This window comes from Rheinheimera lutimaris (assembly GCF_013283795.1).
Classification (GTDB): domain Bacteria; phylum Pseudomonadota; class Gammaproteobacteria; order Enterobacterales; family Alteromonadaceae; genus Alishewanella; species Alishewanella lutimaris.
Window position 1 is genome coordinate 30,200 of the sequence record NZ_JABSOD010000001.1, and the last position, 24,378, is coordinate 54,577.

The 24,378-nt window shown below is 48.3% G+C and carries 27 protein-coding genes; 9 read left to right on the plus strand and 18 right to left on the minus strand.

Going from position 1 to position 24,378, the window contains the following annotated elements; genetic code table 11:
- Positions 1-17 precede the first annotated feature (17 nt).
- The 16 genes from HRH59_RS00135 to HRH59_RS00205 all read right to left on the minus strand — a co-directional run bounded on the left by HRH59_RS00135 (position 18) and on the right by HRH59_RS00205 (position 15,730).
- Positions 18-860: an HDOD domain-containing protein gene (locus HRH59_RS00135; protein ID WP_173499246.1), complete on the minus strand. Its 843-nt coding sequence runs from the start codon at positions 858-860 to the stop codon at positions 18-20.
- Between the two features lie 25 nt (positions 861-885).
- Positions 886-1,317, minus strand: coding sequence for an Hpt domain-containing protein (locus HRH59_RS19225; RefSeq protein ID WP_231702354.1), 432 nt, complete (start codon positions 1,315-1,317; stop codon positions 886-888).
- Complete coding sequence (locus tag HRH59_RS00140; protein WP_231702355.1) at positions 1,292-3,541, minus strand: ATP-binding protein; 2,250 nt, start codon at positions 3,539-3,541, stop codon at positions 1,292-1,294. The genes HRH59_RS19225 and HRH59_RS00140 overlap by 26 nt, the downstream gene beginning before the upstream one ends.
- 88 nt (positions 3,542-3,629) lie before the next feature.
- Positions 3,630-4,499 carry an MBL fold metallo-hydrolase gene (locus HRH59_RS00145; RefSeq protein WP_173499247.1) on the minus strand — a complete coding sequence of 290 codons (870 nt, stop codon included), beginning with the start codon at positions 4,497-4,499 and terminating at the stop codon, positions 3,630-3,632.
- A 6-nt stretch (positions 4,500-4,505) separates the two neighbouring features.
- Positions 4,506-5,795, minus strand: a complete 1,290-nt coding sequence (locus HRH59_RS00150) for an NCS2 family permease (protein WP_173499248.1) — start codon at positions 5,793-5,795, stop codon at positions 4,506-4,508.
- Positions 5,796-5,866: 71 nt separating this feature from the next.
- Positions 5,867-6,079 carry a (Na+)-NQR maturation NqrM gene (gene nqrM, locus HRH59_RS00155; protein WP_173499249.1) on the minus strand — a complete coding sequence of 71 codons (213 nt, stop codon included), beginning with the start codon at positions 6,077-6,079 and terminating at the stop codon, positions 5,867-5,869.
- A 10-nt stretch (positions 6,080-6,089) separates the two neighbouring features.
- Complete coding sequence (locus tag HRH59_RS00160) at positions 6,090-7,115, minus strand: FAD:protein FMN transferase (protein WP_218573429.1); 1,026 nt, start codon at positions 7,113-7,115, stop codon at positions 6,090-6,092.
- Between the two features lie 61 nt (positions 7,116-7,176).
- Positions 7,177-8,409 (minus strand): NADH:ubiquinone reductase (Na(+)-transporting) subunit F, encoded by a 1,233-nt coding sequence (nqrF, locus tag HRH59_RS00165; protein ID WP_173499250.1) that lies wholly within the window; start codon positions 8,407-8,409, stop codon positions 7,177-7,179.
- A gap of 18 nt (positions 8,410-8,427) precedes the next feature.
- Positions 8,428-9,036, minus strand: a complete 609-nt coding sequence (gene nqrE, locus HRH59_RS00170; protein ID WP_173499251.1) for an NADH:ubiquinone reductase (Na(+)-transporting) subunit E — start codon at positions 9,034-9,036, stop codon at positions 8,428-8,430.
- Between the two features lie 10 nt (positions 9,037-9,046).
- Positions 9,047-9,676, minus strand: coding sequence for an NADH:ubiquinone reductase (Na(+)-transporting) subunit D (locus HRH59_RS00175; protein ID WP_173499252.1), 630 nt, complete (start codon positions 9,674-9,676; stop codon positions 9,047-9,049).
- Positions 9,669-10,454, minus strand: a complete 786-nt coding sequence (locus tag HRH59_RS00180; RefSeq protein WP_173499253.1) for a Na(+)-translocating NADH-quinone reductase subunit C — start codon at positions 10,452-10,454, stop codon at positions 9,669-9,671. The genes HRH59_RS00175 and HRH59_RS00180 overlap by 8 nt, the downstream gene beginning before the upstream one ends.
- Complete coding sequence (locus HRH59_RS00185) at positions 10,447-11,652, minus strand: NADH:ubiquinone reductase (Na(+)-transporting) subunit B (protein WP_173499254.1); 1,206 nt, start codon at positions 11,650-11,652, stop codon at positions 10,447-10,449. The genes HRH59_RS00180 and HRH59_RS00185 overlap by 8 nt, the downstream gene beginning before the upstream one ends.
- A 2-nt stretch (positions 11,653-11,654) precedes the next feature.
- Entirely contained in the window at positions 11,655-12,992 is a 1,338-nt protein-coding gene (locus HRH59_RS00190) for a Na(+)-translocating NADH-quinone reductase subunit A (protein WP_173499255.1), read from the minus strand.
- A gap of 338 nt (positions 12,993-13,330) precedes the next feature.
- Complete coding sequence (gene fabV, locus HRH59_RS00195; protein WP_173499256.1) at positions 13,331-14,524, minus strand: enoyl-ACP reductase FabV; 1,194 nt, start codon at positions 14,522-14,524, stop codon at positions 13,331-13,333.
- 114 nt (positions 14,525-14,638) lie between these two features.
- Complete coding sequence (locus tag HRH59_RS00200) at positions 14,639-14,971, minus strand: BolA family protein (RefSeq protein WP_173499257.1); 333 nt, start codon at positions 14,969-14,971, stop codon at positions 14,639-14,641.
- A 126-nt stretch (positions 14,972-15,097) separates the two neighbouring features.
- Positions 15,098-15,730: an alpha-ketoglutarate-dependent dioxygenase AlkB family protein gene (locus HRH59_RS00205; RefSeq protein ID WP_331460132.1), complete on the minus strand. Its 633-nt coding sequence runs from the start codon at positions 15,728-15,730 to the stop codon at positions 15,098-15,100.
- A gap of 23 nt (positions 15,731-15,753) precedes the next feature.
- Here HRH59_RS00205 and HRH59_RS00210 point away from each other — a divergent pair, with 23 nt between their 5' ends.
- From HRH59_RS00210 to HRH59_RS00230, 5 genes are all read left to right on the plus strand, one after another.
- Complete coding sequence (locus HRH59_RS00210) at positions 15,754-16,917, plus strand: methyltransferase (protein ID WP_173499259.1); 1,164 nt, start codon at positions 15,754-15,756, stop codon at positions 16,915-16,917.
- Positions 16,918-16,919: 2 nt separating this feature from the next.
- On the plus strand, positions 16,920-17,474 hold the full coding sequence (locus HRH59_RS00215) for a YajG family lipoprotein (RefSeq protein ID WP_173499260.1): 555 nt from the start codon (positions 16,920-16,922) through the stop codon (positions 17,472-17,474).
- A 1-nt stretch (position 17,475) separates the two neighbouring features.
- The gene (locus tag HRH59_RS00220; RefSeq protein ID WP_173499261.1) at positions 17,476-18,060 is read left to right on the plus strand and encodes a peptidylprolyl isomerase; all 585 of its coding nucleotides are present in this window, start codon (positions 17,476-17,478) and stop codon (positions 18,058-18,060) included.
- A gap of 55 nt (positions 18,061-18,115) precedes the next feature.
- Positions 18,116-18,436: a hypothetical protein gene (locus HRH59_RS00225; protein ID WP_173499262.1), complete on the plus strand. Its 321-nt coding sequence runs from the start codon at positions 18,116-18,118 to the stop codon at positions 18,434-18,436.
- A gap of 64 nt (positions 18,437-18,500) precedes the next feature.
- Positions 18,501-19,835, plus strand: coding sequence for an AmpG family muropeptide MFS transporter (locus tag HRH59_RS00230; RefSeq protein ID WP_173499263.1), 1,335 nt, complete (start codon positions 18,501-18,503; stop codon positions 19,833-19,835).
- A 17-nt stretch (positions 19,836-19,852) separates the two neighbouring features.
- On the opposite strand, the gene HRH59_RS00235 is transcribed toward HRH59_RS00230, so the two are convergent.
- Positions 19,853-20,095 (minus strand): helix-turn-helix domain-containing protein, encoded by a 243-nt coding sequence (locus HRH59_RS00235; RefSeq protein ID WP_068232674.1) that lies wholly within the window; start codon positions 20,093-20,095, stop codon positions 19,853-19,855.
- A gap of 250 nt (positions 20,096-20,345) precedes the next feature.
- Between HRH59_RS00235 and HRH59_RS00240 the strand changes: the two genes are divergently transcribed.
- Positions 20,346-20,519 (plus strand): hypothetical protein, encoded by a 174-nt coding sequence (locus tag HRH59_RS00240; protein ID WP_173499264.1) that lies wholly within the window; start codon positions 20,346-20,348, stop codon positions 20,517-20,519.
- A 76-nt stretch (positions 20,520-20,595) separates the two neighbouring features.
- Here HRH59_RS00240 and erpA read toward each other — a convergent pair whose 3' ends face one another.
- Positions 20,596-20,937: an iron-sulfur cluster insertion protein ErpA gene (erpA, locus tag HRH59_RS00245; protein ID WP_173499265.1), complete on the minus strand. Its 342-nt coding sequence runs from the start codon at positions 20,935-20,937 to the stop codon at positions 20,596-20,598.
- Positions 20,938-21,102: 165 nt separating this feature from the next.
- Here erpA and HRH59_RS00250 point away from each other — a divergent pair, with 165 nt between their 5' ends.
- The 3 genes from HRH59_RS00250 to HRH59_RS00260 all read left to right on the plus strand — a co-directional run bounded on the left by HRH59_RS00250 (position 21,103) and on the right by HRH59_RS00260 (position 24,362).
- Positions 21,103-22,812, plus strand: a complete 1,710-nt coding sequence (locus HRH59_RS00250) for a chloride channel protein (RefSeq protein ID WP_173499266.1) — start codon at positions 21,103-21,105, stop codon at positions 22,810-22,812.
- Positions 22,809-23,240 carry a CopD family protein gene (locus tag HRH59_RS00255; RefSeq protein ID WP_173499267.1) on the plus strand — a complete coding sequence of 144 codons (432 nt, stop codon included), beginning with the start codon at positions 22,809-22,811 and terminating at the stop codon, positions 23,238-23,240. The genes HRH59_RS00250 and HRH59_RS00255 overlap by 4 nt, the downstream gene beginning before the upstream one ends.
- A 108-nt stretch (positions 23,241-23,348) precedes the next feature.
- Entirely contained in the window at positions 23,349-24,362 is a 1,014-nt protein-coding gene (locus HRH59_RS00260; RefSeq protein WP_173499268.1) for an aspartate carbamoyltransferase, read from the plus strand.
- Positions 24,363-24,378 lie beyond the last annotated feature (16 nt).

Sequence of the window (24,378 nt, forward strand, 5' to 3'; positions counted from 1 at the left end):
GCTGCAGCCAAACCGGTTTAACTGAACACCGCCCGCACATCCTGATATACCGTTTGTATTTCAGGATGCTGCATAAAATCTTCCTGCGGCACCATTTGCATCGCAACATAATACTGCAGCAAACGTTGTTGTAATTCTTTGTCGGCGTAGCCGTCTCTGGCGATAATTGCCAGCCGGATAAAATCGGTATAACCCGGGCCGGGTTTATCCGGTTGCAGTTTCTTCCATTGCAACGCCGCTTGATAAAACTCATCCGCAAAACCCCAGGCATACAAAATCCGCATACTGACTTCGGTTGATAGTCTGGTTGCCATTTGCAATAAAAAGCGCGGGTCGCCCAGCAAGGCTTGCTCCCGTTCAGCTTCCGCAACCACCGGCAAAGCGCCGATATTGTGCACCAGCGCGACCAACGTCATAACGTCTTTATTCAGGCCGCTACGGGCTTCACGGCTGTTATAATACGCCAGGCAAGATGCCGCTACACTGGCCACCTGCACACTGCTTTGCCACAACGCATCTAACTGCTGCTGCACTTGCTTATGTTTTGACACAAACACCTGCTCCAGTGCCATCGCTATAGCTATATTGCGAATTTGGCTCAACCCGATGCGGGTTACCGCCTGATTCAGGGTATTCACTTTTATCGAGCGTCCCATAAAAGCGCTGTTGGCGACTTTGATCATTCTGGCAGCCAAAGCAGGATCCTGTGCTATTACATCGGCCATATCCAACAGGCTGATATCTGCCTCGGCAGAACGTTGGCGTACTTTTAATGCGACATCAGGCAGGGTTGGCAACAGCAATTTGTCTTGCTGTATTTTCTGCTCAAGTAGTTGAATTAACTGTTGCTGGACAGACATAAGCCCCCTTTTACACTGCTAATCATTAAACGCGTGCTGACGCATCAGCACTGCGCTGCACCACAGACTGTATTTTAACCAGCAACTCAGTGCAGCCGGCTCGTTCATTGTTCGCGCAGCGTTCCAATTCACCTGCCAGCGTAGTCAGTTCAGGATAGCCCATACTGCCGGCGCTGCCTTTCAGACTATGCGCAGCAAAAGCCAGCTCGCGCCATTGGCCGGCATCACAATAGCCTTGTAACTCGCTGCACAACTGTGGCAACTGCATACTGAATTGTTGCTTCAATGCCTGCATCTGCGGATCCTGTGCTAATTGCTGCTCTAATAACTCAACCGCTGTTAAAGATGTCTTAGCGCCAAATTTACCGAGAATATTAAGTAAATCGCTCTGCATTACCGGTTTTGGCAATAAGCTCTGACAGCCGGCGGCCTTATAACGCTCCAGATCTTCTGTCATCACATTGGCAGTAACCGCGATAACCGGTGTCTCTATACCGGCATGGCGGATTAAGCGTGTGGCTTCCTCCCCCCCCCATCAGCGGCATTTGCATATCCATAAAAATCAGGTCGAAGTCTTCTGCCAGTGCCCGCTCAACGGCTTTATGGCCGTTATCAACCAACACACAGCTGGCATTGGCTTTTGCCAGCATTAGTTTCAGCAGTAATTGGTTATCCGGATTGTCTTCCGCCACTAAAATATGCAACTGCGGCACCGGCTTAACATTACTGTCTGCGCATGCTACGCCCAACTCTTTGGTAAAGCTGTCGACCAATTCCGGTTGTTGGGCACTGCAGTTAAAATGCAATTCAAAGCAACTGCCTATACCCTTTACGCTTTCTACCTGGATATCCCCATCCATTTGCTGCATCAGTTTCTTCGATATACACAACCCAAGACCCGTGCCGCCAAAATGCCGTGTAACAGTAGCATCAGCCTGCACAAAAGGCTGGAAAATCCGGCTTAACTCTTCCGGCGTCATGCCGATACCGCTGTCTTTTACCTTAATCGTCAAACGCTGACGCAATACGTCATAGGCTACGCTAAGTACGATCTTACCTTTCTTGGTAAACTTTACTGAGTTACTGGTCAGGTTCAGCAGCACCTGACGAAAGCGCAGCGCATCATTGTATAAATATACCGGCAGCGGGAATTGCAGTTCCAGCGTGCATTGCAGCCCCTTTGCTTCAGCCTGACTGCGGGTTAACTGAAACACATCGTCAATTAACGCCAGACAATTAAAGGCTTCATAATTCAGCTCGAGCTTCTCTGCCTCTATCTTCGACAGATCAAGAATGTCATTGATTAAGCCCAATAAATGGTCACCGCTTTTTAATACCCGCTGTAAGTAATTCTGCAGTTTGTCATTATCCTGCTCACTTTTGGCTTGCTCCGAAAAACCGATGATAGCCGTCAGCGGCGTGCGGATCTCATGGCTCATATTAGCCAGAAAAACACTTTTTAAGCGGTTGGCTTGCTCGGCGGCTTCCCGTGCCAAGATCAACTCCTGGTTTGCAGCCGCTAAATCGTCATTAGCGCGGGCTAAATCCTGGGTGCGGCGCAGTACCTTGTCCTCTAATTGTTGCTTATAAGCCCGCTCGCGCTCACGGTATACCCGAAGCTGGCGCACCATGACATTAAAAGCGGCAAACATGTCACCCAGTTCATCCTGCTTTTTTACTTCCAGTAAGGTCGATAAATCACCGCGACCAACGGCTGTTTTAGCTGCGGTTAGTTGTTTGATAGGTTCAAATACATTTCGAATCAGCAACCAATACACCAGCAGAGGCAGGATCAAGCAAACCAGTAACGTTAACAGCACCAATACCAGAGATAACAGACGTTGTTGGCGAAGTAACTCTGTCTCATCTATGCCATACAGCAACTGATAAGCTCCGGGCAAACTTTTTCCCAACAGCAAACGATGTTGTCCCAATAACAGCTCTGACGAGAAGCTTTGCGCATCAATGCTCTGCTGAATAGCGCGGAAATTGGTTGGCGCAAAAGCACTGCCGATTAACGCCATATTATCGGCATAGGTTACCGTGGCCGCCTTGCTGATCAGCAACGTGACACTGTTTGGCGTATGGCGATAACTGACGACCTGCGCAAACAAATCCGGATTAACCATTACGACCAGGTAGCCCCATAACCGGCGTGATTCTGTTACTGAATTGGTATACAGCTTATGCGCAAAAAACAGCTGTAAACTGCTGCTGGCGGTGTCTTCGGCGAGGAAATAGCCGGCTTCATCTACCTGAGCTTGTAACGAGGAGAAATATTCATTGCGAAAGCGGTTAGGCACGCCGGAATAATCAGCAACCGGCGGTAGTTGCATCTCGTAATCGCCATTTAGTGTCACCAGCTTTAAGCTGCGGATATTATCATCCGCCTGCATAAAGCGGCTGAACTGCAGCTGCAGCGCACTAAGTAGCTCAGGTTCGGGCTGTTGAATATGTTGCTGTAGCAACGGACTTTGTACCAGCATCGCCAATCTGGTTTGCTGCTGTTGCAAATAGGTTGTCAGCTGCAGCTGCTGTTGGTATAGCGCTTGCTCAACTTCATAATAGGCTTTCTTTTGCAGATGCTGTTTGCTGAACTCATAGGCCAGATAGCCAAATGCCATCACCGGTAATACCAGCAATGGCAACATATAGGCCACCAGGGTTTCACGTAACCTCATCCTTGCCCCGACTCCGGAGTAACGCCCTGCCGGCGCTGTATATTTTTCATTACTACAGCATAACCAGCATCCTGACGGGCGACAAGAACTAGTTTATGTCTGCATGGTACAGCGTCTTAATCCAGCGCTCTTCAGTAATAAAATTCCAATGCCAGCTTTGCCATTGTTCCCCCAAACCTTGCCCGACAGCTTGCTGCTCTGTCATGCCGGCCGCTTTGTAGCCCTGCACTATAGCCAAAGTCGCCAGCATCATATCCAGTGAACGTTGCACGCCGGCTTTATCGGTTAATTGGCCATGGCCCGGTATCACTTTAGTCTGGTCATTCAGCATACCAATCAAGGACCGGGTATTGTCGATATAGCCTTTTACCGAGCCGCCTCTACCGGTATCGATAAACGGAAAACGGCCTTCAAACAACAAATCACCAAAATGCACCACGTTCGCCTGTTCAAACCACACCACGATGTCGCCGTCAGTATGACCGGCCGGCATCGCATCGAGACGCACTGTTTGATTGTTCAGGTGTAAGGTTAATTGCTCATTGAAGGTGGTTTTCGGCAAGCCGCTGCGCGGGAATTCGGTGTCTTGTGATAACCGGCTTAACACCTTGCTGTGTGCAATAATATCGACGTCTGCAGCTAAGGCACTGTTTCCGCCGACATGATCGCCATGCACATGGGTGTTAATCAGTGTGGTTAAACTGCGCTGGCCACTTAATTGTTTTAACTTGGCTTTAATTTTATCTGCCATTTCGGCGTACTGCGCATCGACAAGCAACAGCTTATCGGCAGCAATTAAAGTAGCCATATTGCCACCGGCACCTGATAACATATACAAATTATCTGCCAGTTTAGTTTCTTCTACCTGCACGTCTTTAAAGCGGTCGGCCTGCAGCGGTGCTGCTGCCAGCAGCAATAACAGGGCTGTAGTTAAGCTAAGTTTTAAACCAGGTTGCATCAGATTTTATCCCCAGATAAATTTGGCCAAAAATACCAATGTCAGTAACCAGACACTGATGGTGGTGTGTTGCAGCTTACCTGTCAGCAAACATAGCACAGCATAACTGATAAACCCCATACCAATGCCGTCTGCGATAGAAAACGTCAGTGGCATCATAATTAACACAACGCATACCGGTACGGCCTGGATCACATCGTCCCACTCTACGTGCTTTAAGCTGCTGAGCATTAGCGTAGCGACATACAATAAAGCACCGGCTGTCGCATAGGATGGCACCATGGCGGCCAGCGGCGAAAACCACAATGCCAGCAGAAACAATAACCCGGTAACCACCGCCATCAACCCTGTGCGGCCGCCGGCAGCAACACCACTACTGCTTTCTACATAACTGGTTGTTGTCGAAGTACCCAGCATAGCGCCGGCAATAGTGGCACTGCTGTCAGCGATAAGCGCTTTGCTCAGATCCGGTACAGTGCCGTCCTTTTGCATTAAGCCAGCTTTATGCGTTACCGCCACCAGGGTGCCGGAAGTATCAAACAAATCCAAAAACAGTAAGCTTAAAATAACAGGTAACATACTTAAACTAAGCGCGGCGGCAAAATCAAGCTGCATAAAGGTTGCGCTCACAGCAGGTGGTATTGATACTACAGCCTTAAACTGTGTATCGCCCAGCCACCAGGCAGCTGCAGTGACAGACAAAATGCTTATTAATACCGCCGCATGCCAGCCGCGATGCGCCAGGGCAAAAATAATAAAAAAGCCTGCTAATGCTAACAGTACTTGCGGGCTGTGCAGATCGCCCAATGTAACGAGGGTAGCCGGGCTGGCAACGATAATGTTGGCAGTTTTCAAGGCAATAAGTGCCAAAAACATACCAATACCGGCGGCGATACCCATTTTCAGCGGCAGCGGTATGCTGTTAATAATCCATTCGCGAATTTTAAAAATGCTCAGCAGTAAAAATAAACAGCCGGAGAAAAACACACAAGCCAGTGCAGTTTGCCAACTGTGCCCCTGCTCTATCACTATAACGTAGGTGAAAAAGGCATTCAGCCCCATACCAGGCGCAAGCGCTACCGGCAAATTGGCGAGCAGGCCCATAAGCAGGCAACCTAAGGCTGCCGCCAGACAAGTGGCAACGAATACCGCGCCATGATCCATACCGGCTTGCGCCAGCATAGCGGGGTTTACAAACAACACATAGGACATGGCCATAAAGGTGGTAAAACCGGCGACAACCTCGCGCCATACAGTGGTGCCGCGTGCGCGCAGGGCAAAGAGTGTATCCAGCAAGATAAGGTGCTCCTGTCAAAGTAAAAAGCCGGCATCAGCCGGCTTCAGGTATTATGCTCAACGTGTAACGGTCAGATAATTTTATTCTGCTGCCAGAACTTCTCTTTATCCAGCCGTTTTTGCCGTTTTTCACAGGGCTTGTCACAATCGCAGGCTTTTTCAATACCAATTTCGCCTAAGCCACCACAGCTACCGGCAATAGTTTTACGTTGCACCAGATAGCCAACCGCCATTGCCACAACCACCAGTAAAAACAAACCGAAAGTAAATAAAAAAACCGTCATATACACTCCGTTATCCGGCCAGGTATGGTTTAAAGGCTGACGATGTCAACTCTACAAAGCCATCATCTGTTTTAACCACCAGCAACACCGCTATACCGTGCTGTTCAGCAAAGGCCAGTGCCTCTTGCTCGCTCATTACGTTTAATGCAGTAGCATAGCCATCTGCCGTCATACAAGACGGATGCAACACCGTTACTGACACCGTGCGGTTATTTATCGGCTTGCCGGTACGCGGGTCCAGTAAATGCGAGTAACGCACTCCGTCTTCTTCAAAATAGTTGCGATAATCACCTGAGGTAGCCACGCCCATATCACCCGGTACTAAAATACGCTGCACAGCACGTTCCGTTGTTACCGGTTTTTCGATAGCAATTTTCCATGGCTGTTGCTCAGGCTTGCTACCTTTTAAACGCATTTCGCCGCCAATTTCTACCAGATAATCACTAATGCCGTTTTGCTCCAGCAACGCCGCAACCTGGTCGACACCAAAGCCTTTAGCAATCGTTGATAAGTCTACTGCTAGCGCAGGTTCTGCTTTGCTTAAACCTGCTTCATTTAGTGTAAGCTTGTTATAGCCCACCACTGCGCGGGTTTGTTCAATTAATGCATCGTCTGGAGCATGTTCTATGCGGCCATGGGCACCAAAGCCCCATAACTCTACCAGCGGGCCAACTGTAACATCCAGCACCCCCTGCGTTTGCCCGGCAATGCGCAGTGCTTCCGCCACGACAGTATGAGTTTGTGGCGATAGCGGAAAAACACTGCCATCGCTGTGGCGGTTAAAACGCATCAGCTCTGATTGCGGCCGGTAAGTCGACATAAGATCGTTGACCAACTCCAGCTCGGTGTCAATTTGCTGCTGCAGCGCATTACTGTCTATCGCCTTGTCGCTGTAAAATTTAACTACATAGTACGTACCCATAGTGTCACCATTTAACTGATATTGCTCAGTTAACGGTTTGGCAGGGCTGCATGAAACTAAAATGGCCAGCCCGATAAGAGCCAGCCAGTTTTTCAGCATAGAAACACGAGACATAAGAGTTCCTGATAGCAGAAGGGGCAACCTGTTACGGTGCCCCTCCGGATTACTGTTTTTATTAGCCGCCGAAGTCGTCTAACAAAATATTGTCATCTTCTACACCCAAATCTTTGAGCATATTAATTACCGCTTTGTTCATCATCGGTGGACCGCACATATAAAACTCGCAGTCTTCCGGTGCTTTATGGTTTTTCAGGTAATTTTCATAAATGACGTTATGAATAAACCCTGTGTAACCACTCCAGTTATCTTCCGGCTGCGGATCTGATAAAGCAACATGCCACTCGAAGTTTTCATTCTCGGCCGCCAGCATATCGAAATCTTCAACGTAGAACATTTCGCGCTTAGACCGGGCACCGTACCAGAAGGTAATTTTACGCTTCGACTTTAACCGGCGCAGCTGGTCAAAAATGTGTGAGCGCATAGGAGCCATACCGGCACCACCACCGATAAACACCATTTCCGCTTCGGTTTCTTTGGCGAAAAACTCACCAAACGGACCGGAAATAGTTACCTTGTCGCCTTCTTTCAAGCTCCAGATATACGATGACATTTTACCGCAAGGCAGCATCAGATTATTTGGTGGCGGCGTAGCGATACGCACGTTAAGCATAATAATGCCTTCTTCTGACGGGTAGTTCGCCATAGAGTAAGCACGAATAGTTTCTTCGTCTACTTTAGACTCTAACGTGAAGAACTTAAAGCGCTCCCAATCACCGCGGAACTGTTCAGGGACGTCAAAGTCCTTGTATTTCACATGGTGTGCAGGCGCTTCTATCTGGATATAACCACCGGCACGAAACGGCACAGACTCGCCATCAGGGATCTGCAGTTTCAGCTCTTTAATAAAAGTCGCTTTGTTATCATTAGAAATAACAGTACAGTCCCATTTTTTGATGCCGAAGATTTCTTCTTCAACTTCAATTTCCATGTCAGATTTTACGTTTACCTGACAAGACAAACGGCAACCTTCGCGCGCTTCACCCTTGGTAATATGGCCCAGCTCAGTTGGCAATATTTCGCCGCCACCTGATTTCACGTGCACGCGGCACTGACCACAAGAACCACCACCGCCACAGGCAGACGACAAGAAGATGCCTTTATCCGCTAATGCACCCAGCAATTTACCGCCGGCTTTGGTTTTAATGGCTTTTTCCGGATCGCCGTTAATGCTGATGGTAATGTCACCTGACGCTACCAGCTTAGACTTGGCCGCCAAAATAATAACCACTAACGCCAGCACCACCAGGGTAAACATGCCAACGCCAAGAAATATGTCTACATTTTCCATATTGCGTTCCCTTACCCCTTACAGTGAAACACCGGAGAAAGACATAAAGCCTAACCCCATTAAACCAACCATTAAGAAGGTAATACCCAGACCACGTAGACCGTGTGGAATATCTGCGTATTTCAGCTTCTCGCGAATACCTGCCAGCAAAGTGATTGCCAGCATCCAGCCAATACCACTGCCCAGACCGAACACCACACTCTCACCAAAGTTGTAATCACGTTCAACCATAAAGGCTACCGCACCGAAAATGGCGCAGTTCACCGTGATTAGCGGCAGAAAGATACCTAAGGCGTTGTACAAAGCCGGGAAGAATTTATCTAAAATCATTTCCAAAATTTGTACCAGTGCCGCAATAACACCAATGTAGGTTAAAAAGCCCAGGAAGCTTAAATCGGCTTCAGGGAAACCAGCCCAGTCCAGTGCGCCGGGCGCCAGCAGGTTTTGATACACCAGGTTATTTACCGGTACTGAAATACCCAGTACAACCGTTACTGCTACACCCAGGCCAAAAGCGGTGGTGATTTTTTTCGATACGGCAATAAAAGTACACATACCGAGGAAGAACGTCAGCGCAAGGTTCTCAATAAACACGGCACGGACAAACAAGCTTATATAATGTTCCATCTACAGCTCCTTATGCCTTTTCAACCTGTTCAGTACGGTAAGTACGCAGTAACCAAATCAGGCCTGCAATGATGATAAAGGCACTTGGCGGCATTAACAGCAGACCCATAGGTTGATACCAGCCGCCGTCTTTAACCAGTGGCATAACTTCAACACCAAATAAGGTACCTGAACCACCCAACTCACGGATGAAAGCCACAGTCATTAACACCGCGCTATAACCCAAGCCATTACCAATACCGTCCAGGAAGCTGATGCCTGGCGCGCTTTTCATCGCAAATGCTTCAGCACGACCCATTACAATACAGTTGGTAATAATCAGACCAACGAATACTGACAACTCTTTTGCTACGTCATAGGCAAAGGCTTTCAGCAACTGATCAACTACGATTACCAACGAAGCAATAATCGTCATTTGTACGATGATACGCACACTGGATGGAATGTGATTACGGATCAATGAGATAAAAAAGTTAGAAAAAGCTGTTACTAAGGTTAGTGCAATACACATAACCAGAGCTTTATCCATCTTGGTGGTTACTGCCAGTGCAGAACAAATACCCAGTACCTGCAAAGCAATAGGGTTGTTGGCAAATACAGGACCAAACAGAACCGTTTTAATTTCTTTTGCGTTAGCCATTGTTTAATGCTCCGTCGCGAACTTTAGCCAAAAATGGGGCAAAACCCTTAGCACCAGCCCAGAAATCGAAAGTATGTTGTACGCCGTTGCTGGTTAACGTAGCACCCGACAGGCCATCTACCTCAAAAGCGGAATCAGCGCTGGCATTGCCCGGTTTAACCACCTTAATGGCTGGAGCTCCGGATTGGTCCAACAATTTCTTCCCTTCGAACTGAGCTACCCATTTCGGATTTTGTACTTCGCCACCCAAACCGGCTGTTTCACCCTGCTCATAGTAGTTCAGGCCTTGTATTGTTGTACCGTCAGCACCCAATGCCAAAAACGCATGCATGGTTGACCATAAACCATAACCATGAATTGGCAGTACTATCGCCGACAACTCACCGGACTCTACCCCGTTATTGTAGGCTAAATAGACAGGTGCAATATTGGCGCGGCTTTTTATTGAAGCTAAGTCTTCATCACCGGATAAGCGCACGCTTTGTGCAGGGTCTTTCATAAATTTACGGTAATCATAGTTAGCCGGCTTTTCTACAAAGCTGCCGGTATCCAGATCGACAAAGCGCTCTTCAATATGCTTGTTGTACAGCTGCTGAACATCACTGCCGGACAATAACCCTGTTACCGCCAACACGTTTTTTTGCGAATCCAAAAGTTTATTGGCTGTTTGTTGTGGCCGTAACTGCACTGCTGCAGTCGACACGATAACGGCACAAACTAAACATAAAGAGATGACTACGATCAGCGTTTTGCTGATGCTATCGTTATTACTAGACATTACGTGCCAGCCTCCGCTTGATATTGGCCTGAGCCACGAAGAAATCAAATAGTGGTGCGAACAGGTTCGCAAACAGTATTGCTAACATCATACCTTCAGGGTATGCCGGGTTAACAACGCGGATCATCACCACCATAAAGCCAATCAGAATACCGTATGCCCATTTACCTTTGTCAGTAAACGAAGCTGAAACCGGGTCCGTTGCCATAAAGAACATACCGATAGCAAAACCACCCAATACCAGGTGCCAATGCCAGGGCATAGCAAACATAGCGTTAGATTCAGAACCAATAGCGTTGAACAGGTAAGAAGACAAGATCATACCCACCATGACGCCCAGCACAATACGCCAGGAAGCGATACGGAAGTAGATCAGCGCCAAACCACCAATTAACAGCGCCAACACAGAAGTTTCACCTACTGACCCCGGAATAAAACCGTAGAAAGCGTTCCACCACAAATCCATATTTGCACTGTAATCCAACTCGCCTGATGCCGCTTTACTTAGCCAGGTTGCACCTGAGTATCCGTCAGCGACTGTCCATACTGCATCACCGGATATTTGCGCCGGATAAGCGAAGAACAGAAAAGCACGGCCAGCAAGCGCCGGGTTTAAGAAGTTACGGCCGGTGCCACCAAACACTTCTTTGGCAATCACCACGCCGAACGTAATACCTAAGGCTACCTGCCACAGTGGAATAGTTGCCGGCAGAATCAAGGCAAACAGGATAGAGCTGACGAAGAAACCTTCATTTACTTCGTGCTTACGCACTGACGCAAACAACACTTCCCAAAAGCCACCAACGATAAAGGTTACAGCGTAGATAGGCAGAAACCATACTGCGCCATACCACATCTTACTGCCCCAACCGGACTCTGCTGTCAACTCACCGCCGAGCAACTGATAAATGGCGACTTGCCAGGTATCTGGCGTACCAAAACCAGCTTGCAGTGCAACAACGGCCTGATGGCCAATATTGTACATACCAAAAAATAACGCCGGAAATAACGCCAACCAGACGAAAATCATGATCCGCTTTAAATCGATACTGTCACGTACGTGCGTACCATTTTTAGTTACAAGACCTGGCGTATACAGCACAGTGGCAACAGCTTCATACAACGCATACCACTTCTCATACTTACCGCCTTTTTCAAATGACGGCTCAATGCGCTCTAAAAAATGCTTTAAACTCATGATTAGCCTTCCTTCTGAATGGTCGTCAGGCAGTTACGCAAAATGGTGCCGTAGTCGTATTTGCCGGGACAAACAAAGGTACACAGCGCCAGATCTTCTTCATCCAATTCCAGACACCCTAAAGACACAGCACCGTCTGTATCGCCGGACACTATGTCACGCAGCAGTAGCGTAGGCAGAATATCCAACGGCATTACGCGCTCGTAATTGCCGATAGGTACCATGGCACGGGCAGAGCCGTTGGTGGTAGTGGTCATGTTGAACAGACGTTTCGGGTTCAGATGTGATAAATAAGCCCGGGTTACCGAAAACTTGGTACTGCCGGGGGCAATCCAACCTAAAAACTCTTTGTCATAGCCTTCAGCCAGCACAGACACCTGAGTATGGAAACGGCCGATGTAACCATGCACGCCGTGCGCAGTAGAACCGGACAATACCGAACCTGAAATAGTACGGTTTTTACCTTCAGTCAGTTCACCCGCCGTTAATTCAGCAGTTGACGCACCCAGTACAGTTTTTACCAAACGTGGCGTTTTCACTGCCGGGCCGCCCAGCGCAACTACGCGCTCGCTGTGCAACTCACCGGTGGTGAACAACTTACCAATGGCTATAACATCCTGATAACCGATATGCCATACCACTTTTTTCGCGCTGACGGGGTCAAGCAGATGAATATGGGTCCCCACCAGGCCTGCAGGATGCGGGCCATCAAACTCGGCCACTTCTGCTTTGCCGATAGCCGGTACCGAAACACCGGCTTTTTTACTCAGGTACAGTTTACCTTCAGTCAACGTCGCTAATACTGTTAGCCCCTGAGTAAAGGCATCACTATCTGCAGCTATTACTACCGCAGGGTCTGCCGCTAATGGATTGGTATCCATGGCGTTGACAAAAATAGCGCGTGGTGTGCTGTCGATAGCAGGCGTTTGGCTATACGGCCGGGTGCGCAGGGCAACCCATAAACCGGAATCTACCAAATTCTGCGTTACCTGCTCGCGGCTTAACCCCGCAAGCTGGTCAGCAGCATATTTACCAAACTGCACCGCATCGTTTCCTGCTGCTTCAATTACAACAGATTGCAATACGCGCTTGGCGCCACGGTTAATTTCTTTGACGGTTCCGGCCACTGGTGCAGTAAATTTCACGCCCGGCGTTTTCTTATCTTCGAAAAGTACCTGACCTTTTTTTACCGTATCGCCAACTTCAACGGACATAGTCGGACGCATGCCAATAAACTCTTCGCCTAATACAGCGACAGTGTTAATGGTATTGCCCGCACTGATCTCTTGTTTAGGACTGCCCGCGAGGGGAATGTCCAAGCCTTTTTTGAGTTTTATCATACGTACTTGCACTACTATTTTGGGAAGAAACAGGGCCTGGTTTTCAGCTGCAGGATGAGCAGCGCATCAGGCGGTTATTTTCAGCACAATTACTGCTTATTTTTTTCACCGGATACCCATATTAAAGTCGCGGATTCTAACATTAATGCAGCCGCCTATCTATGCTATTAGATAAATTTTCCGGCAAACCAGCCGACGAAAACCACGCTTTGGCGTATGCGTTAACTAAGCGACACCTTTGGCATATTGCTGCAAATTTTAGTCAACTTTAGTCAATTTGCGAATGCAGCTTAAGCAAAAGCCGCCAAATGGCGGCTTTAAAGGCTGTTTTGCTATTTTTATGGTGCAATATTAGCTAAAGGCACCAGCGGCGATACATCTGCATCGTAATCTACATGTGTATAACCAAAACCAAACAGGCGTAAAAACTCGTTATGGTAACCCTTATAGTCTGTCAACGTATCGATAGTCTCTGTGGTTACCTGGCCCCACAAATCTTTCACGGCTTGTTGAATATGCGGACTCAGCTCTTTTCCATCCATACGCAGACGGCCGGCGTCGTCCATAACAGGCGCATCACTGTACAGCCCCTGACGGAATAAGCCGTTAATCTGCTCAATACAACCCTCATGGCTGCCTTCTGCTTTCATGACACGGTACAACAACGAAATATACAGCGGCATAATAGGAATGGCTGAACTGGCCTGCGTAACCAGCGCTTTTAATGACGCGACATAAGCCTTGCCTTTTTTCGACGCCAGTTGCTTGGTAATAGCCGCCGCAGCGCGGTCTAAATCTTCTTTGGCTTTGCCGATAGTAGCTTTACCGTAAATAGGCCAGGTTAACTCTTTGCCTATATAAGTGTATGCCACTGTCTGGCAATTGTCGGCCAGCACACCGGCAGCGTTTAACTGATCTAACCAACGCTCCCAATCTTCGCCGCCCATCACTTTTACCGTTTGGTGAATTTCATCGTCGTTGGCCGGTTCAACCGACACTTCTTCAATTTCACGCTTGCTGGTGTTCAGCGTTCTGGCAGTGTAAGACTGGCCGATAGGTTTTAATACTGAACTGAATATTTCGCCGCTTACCGGGTCTTTGCGCCGTGGCGCCGCCAGGCTGTACACCACTAAATCAATTTTACCCATTTCACTGCGGATAATATCAATGGCTTGTGCTTTTAGCTCATCGGTAAAGGCATCGCCGTTGATATGCTTGTTCCACAAGCCTGCCGCATTGGCTGCCTGTTCAAACGCAGCGGTGTTATACCAACCAGCCGATGCGGTTTTACTTTCTGTCGGTTCTTTTTCAAAGAAAATACCCAGGGTGTTGGCACCCGAGCCAAACGCCGCAGTAATGCGTGACGCCAGGCCGTAACCGGTAGATGCACCAATTACTAATACATTTTTCGGCCCGTTTGCGACAGGGCCTGCTTGTTTTACATAAGCAATTTGTTCTTTTACATGCTCGGCACAGCCGACAGGGTGAGCGTTAGTACAGATAAAACCACGAATTTTCGGTTGAATAACCATGACAGCTCCTGCTGTTGTCTCGACAAAATTGACGCTAGTGTAAAACTTTACCGCAGAAAACAGGTCTGATCAGCCGTTTTTGTTTATTTAACAGCGACAAACAGAAAAAAAGCGTCATACAGACGCTTTTTCAGTTTTACTGCCGCCATAGCAGCGTGGCGATGCCGGCGGTTTTTCTGCGTAATACTCGTACCACTCTGACGGTGTATAAGTATGCAAGGCCAGGGCATGAATTTTTTCTGCCAGTTCCTCTGCCACTACAGCATTAACTGCGCGGTGTCGTTGCAACAAGCGCATGCCGTCAAACTGCGGTGTCACGATAACGACTTTAAAGTGCGACTCAGAGCCTTGCGGCACATTGTGCAGGTGGCTTTCGTTTACCACATCAAGGAACACAGGATCAAATGCACTAAGTAACTTCTGTTCAATAGCGGTATGAATCAACATAGCCTTTATCCTTATTTATTCCTTTAGTTAACTCTAGTTGCCGCCGTTAAAGTTGCCAGCTGCTTTTTGTGTCAAGAAAAATAACACCGGCTAACGGGCTGGGCGGCTTACAAAAAATAATTTTGTCTAACCGCTGCTCTTAATATAACGAAACGTCAAATTTATCCGGCTGTCTGTCACCTTGCTTTGTTTGGGTAAACGATGCAACCAGTGCTGCTGACATTCTCCCGCCATCAGCAGCAAGCTACCGGGAGTTAAATCCAGCGCCAGTTGCCACGGCTGCTGACGGTGTTTCAGCTCAAACCGCCGGGTAGCGCCGATACTCAGTGATGCTATGTAAGGGTTGTCGCCAAGTTCAGGTTCGTTGTCTGCATGCCAGCCCATGTGTTGCCCGCCATCCCGGTACCAGTTAAGCAAAACACAGTTAAACGGTAATTGTAAAAAAGCGCTGATTTGCTGCGCCAGCTGTTGTACTTGTGTGTGCCAGGGCTGCGGCGAAAAGGTAGTACCGGAATAACGATAGCTGCAGTGGCTGTCGCCCATCCATACCTGATAGCGCGGAATTTTAACCGCTTTACCGAACATCACAATACTGTCTTGTGACCATTGCAGTTGTTGCAGCAACTGCTGCTGTAAGGTGCTGCTTTGTTGCAGCTCCAGCCAATTTGGCCACAATGTTAAGCTGGCATCCGGCAGGCTAAAGTGCTGCGCACCGCTTTGCCGGTTGTCGCTATGCGACTGTCGTGTCAAAATGCTCACCTTATTCCACTACCCGTGCCATTATGAATACCACTTTTACCTTTGCCAATGGCAGCTTACAGTTATCCCGCTGGCCGCTTCATCAACCCAACAACAGTTTACAAGCTTGGGATGCCGCTGACGAATTGCTTATCCATCATACGCTGGAAAGCGCTACACAGTTTAGCCGGCAACATAAGCGTGAGCCTGCGTTGCTGCTTATTAATGACAGTTTTGGCGCGCTGTCTTGCGCATTGGCACAATATACTCAGGTGCAGGTTAACGATTCGTTGTTAGCACAACAAGGCACGGTGTATAACCGTCAGCAAAATGGTCTGGCGGTAACGACATTACAACAGCAATCCAGCCTGAGCCCCTACCCGCAGGCGCCGGACATTGTACTGCTGAAATTGCCGAACAATCACAGTTATCTGCACTATATTTTGCAGCAACTGTCCGGGGTACTTACCCCGGACAGCATTATTTTGGCCAGCGCTAAAGCCAAAGACATTAACCGTAATGTGTTGGCGATGTTTGAGCACACATTAGGCCCGACCAGTGCCTCACTGGCAGTGAAAAAATGCCGCCTGATAAGTTGCCGGTATAATGCGGCACTACAGCAACCGGCAACGATCAATTTTCCGCTGCGCTGGCCGCTTGAACACAGCATCTACAACGTAGTAAACCATGCCAATGTGTTTTCACGAGAAAAACTGGACCAGGGCGCGCGTTTTTTCCTGCAACATTTACCGGCAGTGGCTGAAGGCCAAACAGTGATTGATCTGGGCTGCGGTAATGGCGTACTGGGATTAGCCTTACTCAGCCGGCACGACGCTATAAATATGCTGTTTTGTGATGAGTCTTATATGGCAGTTGAATCTGCCAGACAAACCATCAGCGAAAACCTGCCGGACAAAACGGCGCTATGTCGCTTTACGGTTGATGATTGCCTGAGCCAACAGCCGGACAAAAGTGCTGACTATGTGCTGTGCAACCCGCCGTTTCATCAGCAGCAAGCGGTAACCGGCCATATCGCCGGCCAGATGTTCAGTGACGCTAAACGGGTATTAAAACAAGGCGGTCATCTGCGTATTGTCGCTAACCATCATCTGGGTTATGCAGACACCTTACAACGCCTGTTTGGTAACTGCCGCCAACTGGCTGCCGATCCCAAATTTGTGATTTTAGAAGCTATAAAAAGGAGTTAATCATGCGCTACTTAGTTATGTTGGCATTGCTCGCCATTGCAGGGTGCAGCAGTACAAGGCCGGGATTTATTCTGGCGCCGCAGGTATTTGCACCACAAAGTAACCAATTGCAGCAAACCAGGTTTGCCTTCGCTGTCGTCGATGAGCGTGGCCTGCCTTACACGCTGCGAATTCAAAGTGGCGATAAAGTTGAACAAATTGCCACCAGTAACAATCTGACCGGCCAGTTGCAACAAAGCCTGGTTCAGGCGTTACAGGAACAAGGCGCGATACAGGATGCCGGCAGCGACGTGCAACTGACAGTCAAAATTGCTCAGCTACAAGCGCTGGTTGATCAGCGCACGCTGGAGCATTCAGTCACCAATCAGGTGGCGTTAACCGTACAGGTACAACACCCGCAAGGCAGTTTCAGCAAAACTTATTCCGGCGACAGTAGTTTTACTGCACCCTTCAAAATGGATATTGCTGCGGTAGAACGCGAGTTAAGAGTACTAACTGAGCAAGTCATCACACAAATGCTGCAGGACAGCAGCTGGCAGCAAGCGTTGAGGAGGTAACATGCGTTATGGTTTATCGGCATTAATACTGCTACTGGCAAGTACATGGGTGCAAGCCGGGCAGTTTTTGCAAGCCAACAATCTGTTTCCTAAAGTACGTATTATTACCTCGCATGGCGATATTGATGTTGAACTCGACCGCAGCAGAGCCCCGCTTACGGTAAATAACTTTCTCAGCTATGTTAAACACAAGCGCTATAACAATACCGTGTTTCACCGTTTGGAGCCGGAGTTTGTGTTGCAGGGCGGTGGCTACGATGCCAGCTATAAACCGATAGAAGAATTAAAGCCGGTGTTTAACGAGTCCGGTAACGGCTTAAAAAATCAATTTGGTACTATCGCTATGGCACGCCTGGCTGAACCACACAGCGCCACCAGCCAGTTTTATTTTAATTTACAGGACAACCCCAGCCTGGACCCGGGCCGGCGTTGGGGCTATACGGTGTTTGGCCGTATTAGCGCCGGCGAAGATGTTATTGAAAAAATTCGCGCAATTCAAACAGATACTTCCGCTGAACTGGGTTGGCCCAATGTGCCGGTAGAGCCAGTGCTGATAAAAACCGTGCTACTGCTGCCAGAGCAGTAAAACCGGCTATACTTGGCTTAACAGTGTTAACCCGAAGGTGCTGTTAAGTCAGGTTATGGCAGATAAATTTATCGAGCAAAAATCGCAGCAGCTGGTTTTTTATATTTCACGCTATTTTCGTGGTCGCTTGCCGCACAGTGAGTTGCACCTGTTTGTCTGGGACACGCTTGAGGAGTGGGCACAACTTAACAGCGGGCTACAATTGCCCTACAGCACCCGTGAACGGGTGTTCTGGCATTTACTTCATCAACTGGAATATTGGCCTGACAGCATATTGCGTGAAGACAGGCAGTTGCGCAGAAGCATTCAGGATTGTATCTGCTACCTTAAAGGCCATGGCATTGCGCCGCCAAACTGTGTTGGTGTACGACCATAAATACTTGACCCCAACCCACTGACAGGTAAGCTACTACTACTTGCCGCTGTTTTCAGGTGTTGTTTTGCCCCATTACTTTACCTGGCTGAAAAGCCTGAATATATATTGCCAACGCCGGGTGCTGGCTATTTTCGTGCTTGGCTTTTCCAGCGGTTTGCCGTTGATGTTGGTATTTGGCGTACTGTCATTTTGGCTGCGCGAGGCCGGCGTATCACGCGCTGACATTGGTTATTTTAGCTGGGTCGCGTTGGCGTATGCTGTTAAGTGGTTATGGTCTCCGCTGGCAGATCATTTGCAAATTCCATATTTACATCACAAGCTGGGCAGGCGCCGCAGCTGGCTGCTGATTTCTCAGCTTAGCGTAATAGTTGCAATTTGTTGCATGGCATTAACCGATCCTCAGCAGGATTTAGCCACGATGGCCGCTTTTGCTGTCGTGCTGGCTTTTGCGTCAGCGACACAAGATATTAATGTTGACGCCTTTCGCATTGAAAGCGCGCCTGAAAAGCTGCAGGCAGCGCTGGCGGCAGCCTATCTTGCCGGCTACAGACTGGCAATGATTATGGCTTCAGCAGGTACATTGTGGTTGGCCGCTATATTCTCTCAAGGCAGTAATTACGATCTGGACGGTTGGCAGCAGGCATATTTGGTTATGGCACTCTGTATGCTGCCGGGGATCATCACCACATTATTCAGCAAAGAACCTGTCTGTGGCCTGCAGCAACACCAATATACCGCCGGCTCGTTGTTGCAACGCACTCTTTCCTGGCTGAAACAAGCAGTGGTTGCGCCCTTTATTGACTTTTTTGGCCGTTATAAATGGCATGCCCTACTGATCCTGGCGTTGATTGCGTGTTACCGCCTGAGCGACGTTGTAATGGGTGTTATGGCAAATGCGTTTTATGTTGATATGGGTTATAGCAAAGAAGAGGTCGCAAGCGTTTCCAAGATCTATGGTGTTATTATGACGCTGATCGGCGCAGCACTTGGCGGAGTGCTGATTAACCAGTTTGGTGTAATTAAAATCCTGTTTTTAGGCGCACTGCTAAGTGCGGTAACTAATCTGCTGTTCTCTGCATTGAGTCATATCGGCTATGATTTGATGTGGTTAACCTTAGTGATCTCGGCAGACAACTTAAGCGCAGGCATTGCGACCAGTGCTTTTCTTGCTTATTTAGCGTCCTTAGTTAATCTGGCCTTTACCGCCACACAGTATGCTATGTTCAGTTCGCTAATGCTGTTATTGCCCAAATTTACCGGTGGCTTTTCCGGTCAGTGGGTAGAGCAGATGGGATATGGTGCGTTTTTTGTTATGACCGCGCTGATGGGAATACCGGCGTTGCTGCTGATTATGGTGTTAGCAAGACATAAACCGATAAAACAAAACGCCGCTGCATAGCGGCGTTTTGTCATGCATCAGGCTGATAAAACCTGTTTTAACCCTTCCGTGGGGTCGACATCCAGCGCCTGGCAATAGCGAACGTATTCAATCACGTCCAGCCGGCGCTCCTGGTTTTCAACTTTGCCAATAAACGAATGCGGTGTCCCTAAAATTTCTGACAGACTTCGCATGGTATGCCCTTTTTCCTGACGTTGACGCTTCAGCCAGACACACAGACGCTTATTTTCATCAGAAATAACGCTTTTTGTACCTTTCATGTTTTTTTCTTCTCCCAGCGTGTTACGCTTTTATTATGTAAAAATACTTCCTGCAAAAGAATCCAAACCTTATTGCCAGCGCAATAAGCAATAAAAAACGGTTAATTAAACCACAGGATGCGACGAGCGTACAGCTACAAGCGTTAAAATCTGTAATCAGACTTTACAGTTGATTTTAACTGCCAGCCCGGCAATATAATTTACAGGTAATACCAGTACGGCAGCAGATGCCAAACCGATGAGAGAAAAAATGATTAAATTACTGTTCTTAGCCCCTTTAGTAATGTGTGCAGCCTGGTATTGGTACTTACAACAGCATGGCTGGAGCGTGAAACAAGGCCGTAAAGGTTTTGCTTATATTATTGGTTTCAATGCCGCTATTGCGCTGAGTCTATGGGGAATTATGCTGCTGACTCAGCGATAAGCAGAGCTCAGCAGCCGGATGGGCGCAAACTTACAAGCCTTTCATGTATTTTTTTATTTACAAAAAGCACATGAATTTAAACGGAAAATGATGAACCGCAACCACAAGTTGTTGTGGCATTCGGGTTTTGTACGATAAAACGGCTACCCTCAAGGCCTTCAGTGTAATCGACCACACCGCCCATCAGGTATTGCAGGCTCATCGGGTCTACTACCATCGACACACCTTGCTTTTCCACCACAAAATCACCGTCATTCACTTTTTCATCGAAGGTAAAGCCATACTGAAAACCGGAGCAGCCACCACCGGTAATATAAACCCGCAGTTTCAATTCAGGGTTTTCTTCTTCCGTGACCAGTAACGCCACTTTTTTTGCTGCGGCTTCAGTAAATTCAATTGGTGCAGCTGGTTCAGACATATTAACTCCGCAGGTTTAACTAAGGCGCAAATTATCTAATACCTGACTGTTTTATTCAAGTATTAGGCGCCGTTGTCGCCCAATAGTTGTTACTTATTACAATTAAGCTGATTAGTCAGCAACTTATGTTAAACTCTTAGTTACTTAACACAGGTACTATGGCTTATGCAGCGCTGGAAGATCTGGCTACCGTCTTTGCAACGCCGTTTGGCGCTGCCACAAACGTCATTGCAGTTATGCATTTTAGGTATGCTTGGTGGCCTTGCCGCGGCAATTCTAATCATCTTATTCCGCCTCGCTATCGTTGGTATCCAAAGTATTTTCTTGGTTCGCAGCGACGATTTCTCTACTGTTAGCGCCGATATTCGCTGGATGTTACCACTGGGCGGCGCCATGTTAATCGGCTTTATTGCCTGGATCACCGGCTATAAACACTACCGGCTGGGCATCCCTTTTGTTATCCACCGCATTAAGCTGAAGTACGGCATGATGCCCACCCGCAACACCATTAACCAATTTTTTGGCGGCATTCTGGCGCTGGCCAGTGGTTTTTCTGTTGGCCGTGAAGGCCCTTCAGTGCATTTAGGCGCTTATGGCGCCAGCACCCTGGGTAAGTATCTGAAACTGCCCTATAACAGCATCCGTATTCTGGCAGGTTGTGGCATTGCAGCCGGCATTTCGGCGTCATTTAATACGCCGTTAGCAGCTGTTATTTTTGTAATGGAAGTGGTGCTGCGGGAGTACCGTGTACATGTGTTTATTCCTATTATGCTGTCATCTGTCGTCGGCGCTTTGGTAACACAAAGCGTGTTTGGCAGCGATAAAGAGCTGGCATTGCTGAATATTGTTAGCATCAGTGGCTGGCATCTGCCTTATCTGGTGCTGTGTGGCATAGTGTTTGGCGCCATTGCTTTTGTGTTCAACAAAAATATGATGCGCTTAATTACCTTGTTTAAAAACTGGCCCCTGCTATTACGCTTAAGCCTGGCCGGGGTTGTTACTGCAGCTGTCGGTTATCTGATTCCGCATGCGATGGGCGCTGAAACCGGCGCTATTTTTTACGCCGTGAATGCACCAAACGATGTAGCCCTGCTGTTAACGATTTTTATCGGCAAAATGTTACTGACATTGTTCGCGCTGGGGTTAGGAGTGCCCGGCGGGGTGATAGGCCCGGTATTTGGTATTGGTATAGTACTGGGTACTTTAATGGCCATAATACCATCGGCCATTATCGGCGATAACAGCATTGCCGGCACTTACGCTGTGTTAGGCATGGCCGGATTAATGGCGGCAACCATGCATGCGCCGCTGGCCGCGCTGGTGGCAGTGATGGAGCTGGCGCATAACCCCGGTATTATTGTGCCGGCTATGTTGGTGATCACCACCGCCTATATTACCGGTGTGCAGTTTTTTAATAATAAATCTATTTTCCTGCTGCAACTCGACTTTCTGCAAATGCCGTACAAGCTGTCACCTGCTGATGATGTACTGCAAAAGGTAGGCGTGCTGGCCTTGCTGGATAATCAATATCAGCTGCTGGACAATCCGGACGAGCAGCAAGTGCTGCAGGCACTGGATAAACTGGAGCCGCCGCAACAACTGCTGATACAGCGTCACAACAATGACGGTAGCAGCGAATATTTGCTGACAAATTACGACGTACAACTGTCGATGACCGGCGCCAGCGCAGTACAATATCTGCCGCTGCAAGGGCTTACGCATCAGGCCACCATGGCAGAAGTATTCGCCATTTTGGAAGATAAACGCGAAGGTGCAGTGTATATTTACCGCGAGGAAGAGCCGGTGCAGCTGATTGGCATTATCCGCTGGGACCAGGTACGGAGTTTATTAGTGAAACAGAACAACTTATTATGACAAGCATTCTTGTATATAAAGCCTTACATGTGTTTTTTATGGTGGCATGGTTTGCCGGAATTTTTTATCTGCCACGTTTATTTGTCTACCATGCCGCCACCCAAAGCGCAGACTGTGATGCCGAATTTAAAGTGATGGAACGTCGACTGCTGTACTTTGTTACGCCCTTTGCAGTGTTAACATTGCTATTCGGAGTATTGCTGATTTACAGCTATGGCCTGGCTTGGTTCCGTGTCAGTAGCTGGCTGCATTATAAGTTAGTGTTAGTCACAGCCCTGTTTGTTTACCACGGCTACTGCTTTAAATTGTTAGCCGACTTTAAATATAACCGTAACCGGCGCAGCCCGCGGTTTTATCGCATTTTTAACGAAGTGCCTGTGCTGGTTTTGCTCAGCATTATCTTGCTGGCATATTTGAAACCGATATAGCTGCTTATTCGCTTTTGCCGATGTGTTTCGCGTATAATGACGCCGTCTAATTGCCGGCGCCGGGCCAGTTCCGGCCCGGGTTAATCCTCAGCGAAAAGAGCACTGACTATGAGCTTTAAAGGCGAACACATCCTCTCGGTAAGCCAGTTTGATCGCGACACCATTCAACATGTTTTCGATATTGCCCGCAATATGCACCCCTACGCCAGCCGGCAAAAACGTACTAAGGTGCTCGAAGGCGCTATTTTAGGTAACCTGTTTTTTGAGCCCAGCACCCGCACCCGCGTCAGCTTTGGTTGTGCGTTTAATTTACTGGGCGGTGAAGTACGCGAAACCACCGGCATGGAATCGTCGGCGCTGTCTAAGGGCGAATCACTGTTTGATACTGCCCGGGTGATCAGCAGCTACAGCGATGTTATTGCCATGCGCCATCCGCAGGCCGGCTCAGTAGCGGAATTTGCCGAAGGCAGCCGCGTGCCGGTATTAAATGGCGGCGATGGCGCCAACGAGCACCCGACGCAAGCCTTGCTGGACTTGTTTACCATACAGCGCGAATTGGCCGCGTCCGGCCAGAGCATCGATGGTATGCATATCGCCATGGTAGGTGACTTAAAGTTTGGTCGTACTGTGCATTCGTTATCCAAGCTATTAAAACTATACAAAAATCTGCGTTTTACCCTGATTGCACCCAAAGAGCTGGCGATGCCGGACGAGATTGTCAGTGCAATAGAAGATGCCGGCCATCAGGTCACTATTACCGATGTACTGGAAGGCAATCTTAATGCCGATATTGTCTACCAAACCAGAATTCAGGAAGAGCGCTTTCCATCGAAAGCCGAGGCCAATTTATACCGCGGCAAGTTTCGCTTAAATCAGGAAATCTATACCCGTTACTGTAAATCCAATACCGTGATTATGCACCCGTTGCCGCGTGATTCACGGGTTGAAGCTAACGAGCTGGATAACGATTTAAACCTGAACCCTAATTTAGCCATTTTCCGCCAGGCCGATAACGGCATTCTGGTACGTATGGCGCTGTTTGCGCTGACTCTGGGGGTCGAAAACATTATTACCAACTACGAATGCGCTGTGCCCTGGTACAGCAATAAGCACAGTGGTTAATGCGGCTCGCAGCCGT

Coding starts and splice junctions, on each gene's coding strand:
- HRH59_RS00135 (WP_173499246.1), bottom strand. CDS start 860: ATGTCTGTCCAGCAACAGTTAATTCAACTACTTGAGCAGAAAATACAG.
- HRH59_RS19225 (WP_231702354.1), bottom strand. CDS start 1,317: ATGACAGAAGATCTGGAGCGTTATAAGGCCGCCGGCTGTCAGAGCTTA.
- HRH59_RS00140 (WP_231702355.1), bottom strand. CDS start 3,541: ATGAGGTTACGTGAAACCCTGGTGGCCTATATGTTGCCATTGCTGGTA.
- HRH59_RS00145 (WP_173499247.1), bottom strand. CDS start 4,499: ATGCAACCTGGTTTAAAACTTAGCTTAACTACAGCCCTGTTATTGCTG.
- nqrM (WP_173499249.1), bottom strand. CDS start 6,079: ATGACGGTTTTTTTATTTACTTTCGGTTTGTTTTTACTGGTGGTTGTG.
- HRH59_RS00160 (WP_218573429.1), bottom strand. CDS start 7,115: ATGTCTCGTGTTTCTATGCTGAAAAACTGGCTGGCTCTTATCGGGCTG.
- nqrF (WP_173499250.1), bottom strand. CDS start 8,409: ATGGAAAATGTAGACATATTTCTTGGCGTTGGCATGTTTACCCTGGTG.
- nqrE (WP_173499251.1), bottom strand. CDS start 9,036: ATGGAACATTATATAAGCTTGTTTGTCCGTGCCGTGTTTATTGAGAAC.
- HRH59_RS00175 (WP_173499252.1), bottom strand. CDS start 9,676: ATGGCTAACGCAAAAGAAATTAAAACGGTTCTGTTTGGTCCTGTATTT.
- HRH59_RS00180 (WP_173499253.1), bottom strand. CDS start 10,454: ATGTCTAGTAATAACGATAGCATCAGCAAAACGCTGATCGTAGTCATC.
- HRH59_RS00185 (WP_173499254.1), bottom strand. CDS start 11,652: ATGAGTTTAAAGCATTTTTTAGAGCGCATTGAGCCGTCATTTGAAAAA.
- HRH59_RS00190 (WP_173499255.1), bottom strand. CDS start 12,992: ATGATAAAACTCAAAAAAGGCTTGGACATTCCCCTCGCGGGCAGTCCT.
- fabV (WP_173499256.1), bottom strand. CDS start 14,524: ATGGTTATTCAACCGAAAATTCGTGGTTTTATCTGTACTAACGCTCAC.
- HRH59_RS00200 (WP_173499257.1), bottom strand. CDS start 14,971: ATGTTGATTCATACCGCTATTGAACAGAAGTTACTTAGTGCATTTGAT.
- HRH59_RS00210 (WP_173499259.1), top strand. CDS start 15,754: ATGAATACCACTTTTACCTTTGCCAATGGCAGCTTACAGTTATCCCGC.
- HRH59_RS00215 (WP_173499260.1), top strand. CDS start 16,920: ATGCGCTACTTAGTTATGTTGGCATTGCTCGCCATTGCAGGGTGCAGC.
- HRH59_RS00220 (WP_173499261.1), top strand. CDS start 17,476: ATGCGTTATGGTTTATCGGCATTAATACTGCTACTGGCAAGTACATGG.
- HRH59_RS00225 (WP_173499262.1), top strand. CDS start 18,116: ATGGCAGATAAATTTATCGAGCAAAAATCGCAGCAGCTGGTTTTTTAT.
- HRH59_RS00235 (WP_068232674.1), bottom strand. CDS start 20,095: ATGAAAGGTACAAAAAGCGTTATTTCTGATGAAAATAAGCGTCTGTGT.
- HRH59_RS00240 (WP_173499264.1), top strand. CDS start 20,346: ATGATTAAATTACTGTTCTTAGCCCCTTTAGTAATGTGTGCAGCCTGG.
- erpA (WP_173499265.1), bottom strand. CDS start 20,937: ATGTCTGAACCAGCTGCACCAATTGAATTTACTGAAGCCGCAGCAAAA.
- HRH59_RS00250 (WP_173499266.1), top strand. CDS start 21,103: ATGCAGCGCTGGAAGATCTGGCTACCGTCTTTGCAACGCCGTTTGGCG.
- HRH59_RS00255 (WP_173499267.1), top strand. CDS start 22,809: ATGACAAGCATTCTTGTATATAAAGCCTTACATGTGTTTTTTATGGTG.
- HRH59_RS00260 (WP_173499268.1), top strand. CDS start 23,349: ATGAGCTTTAAAGGCGAACACATCCTCTCGGTAAGCCAGTTTGATCGC.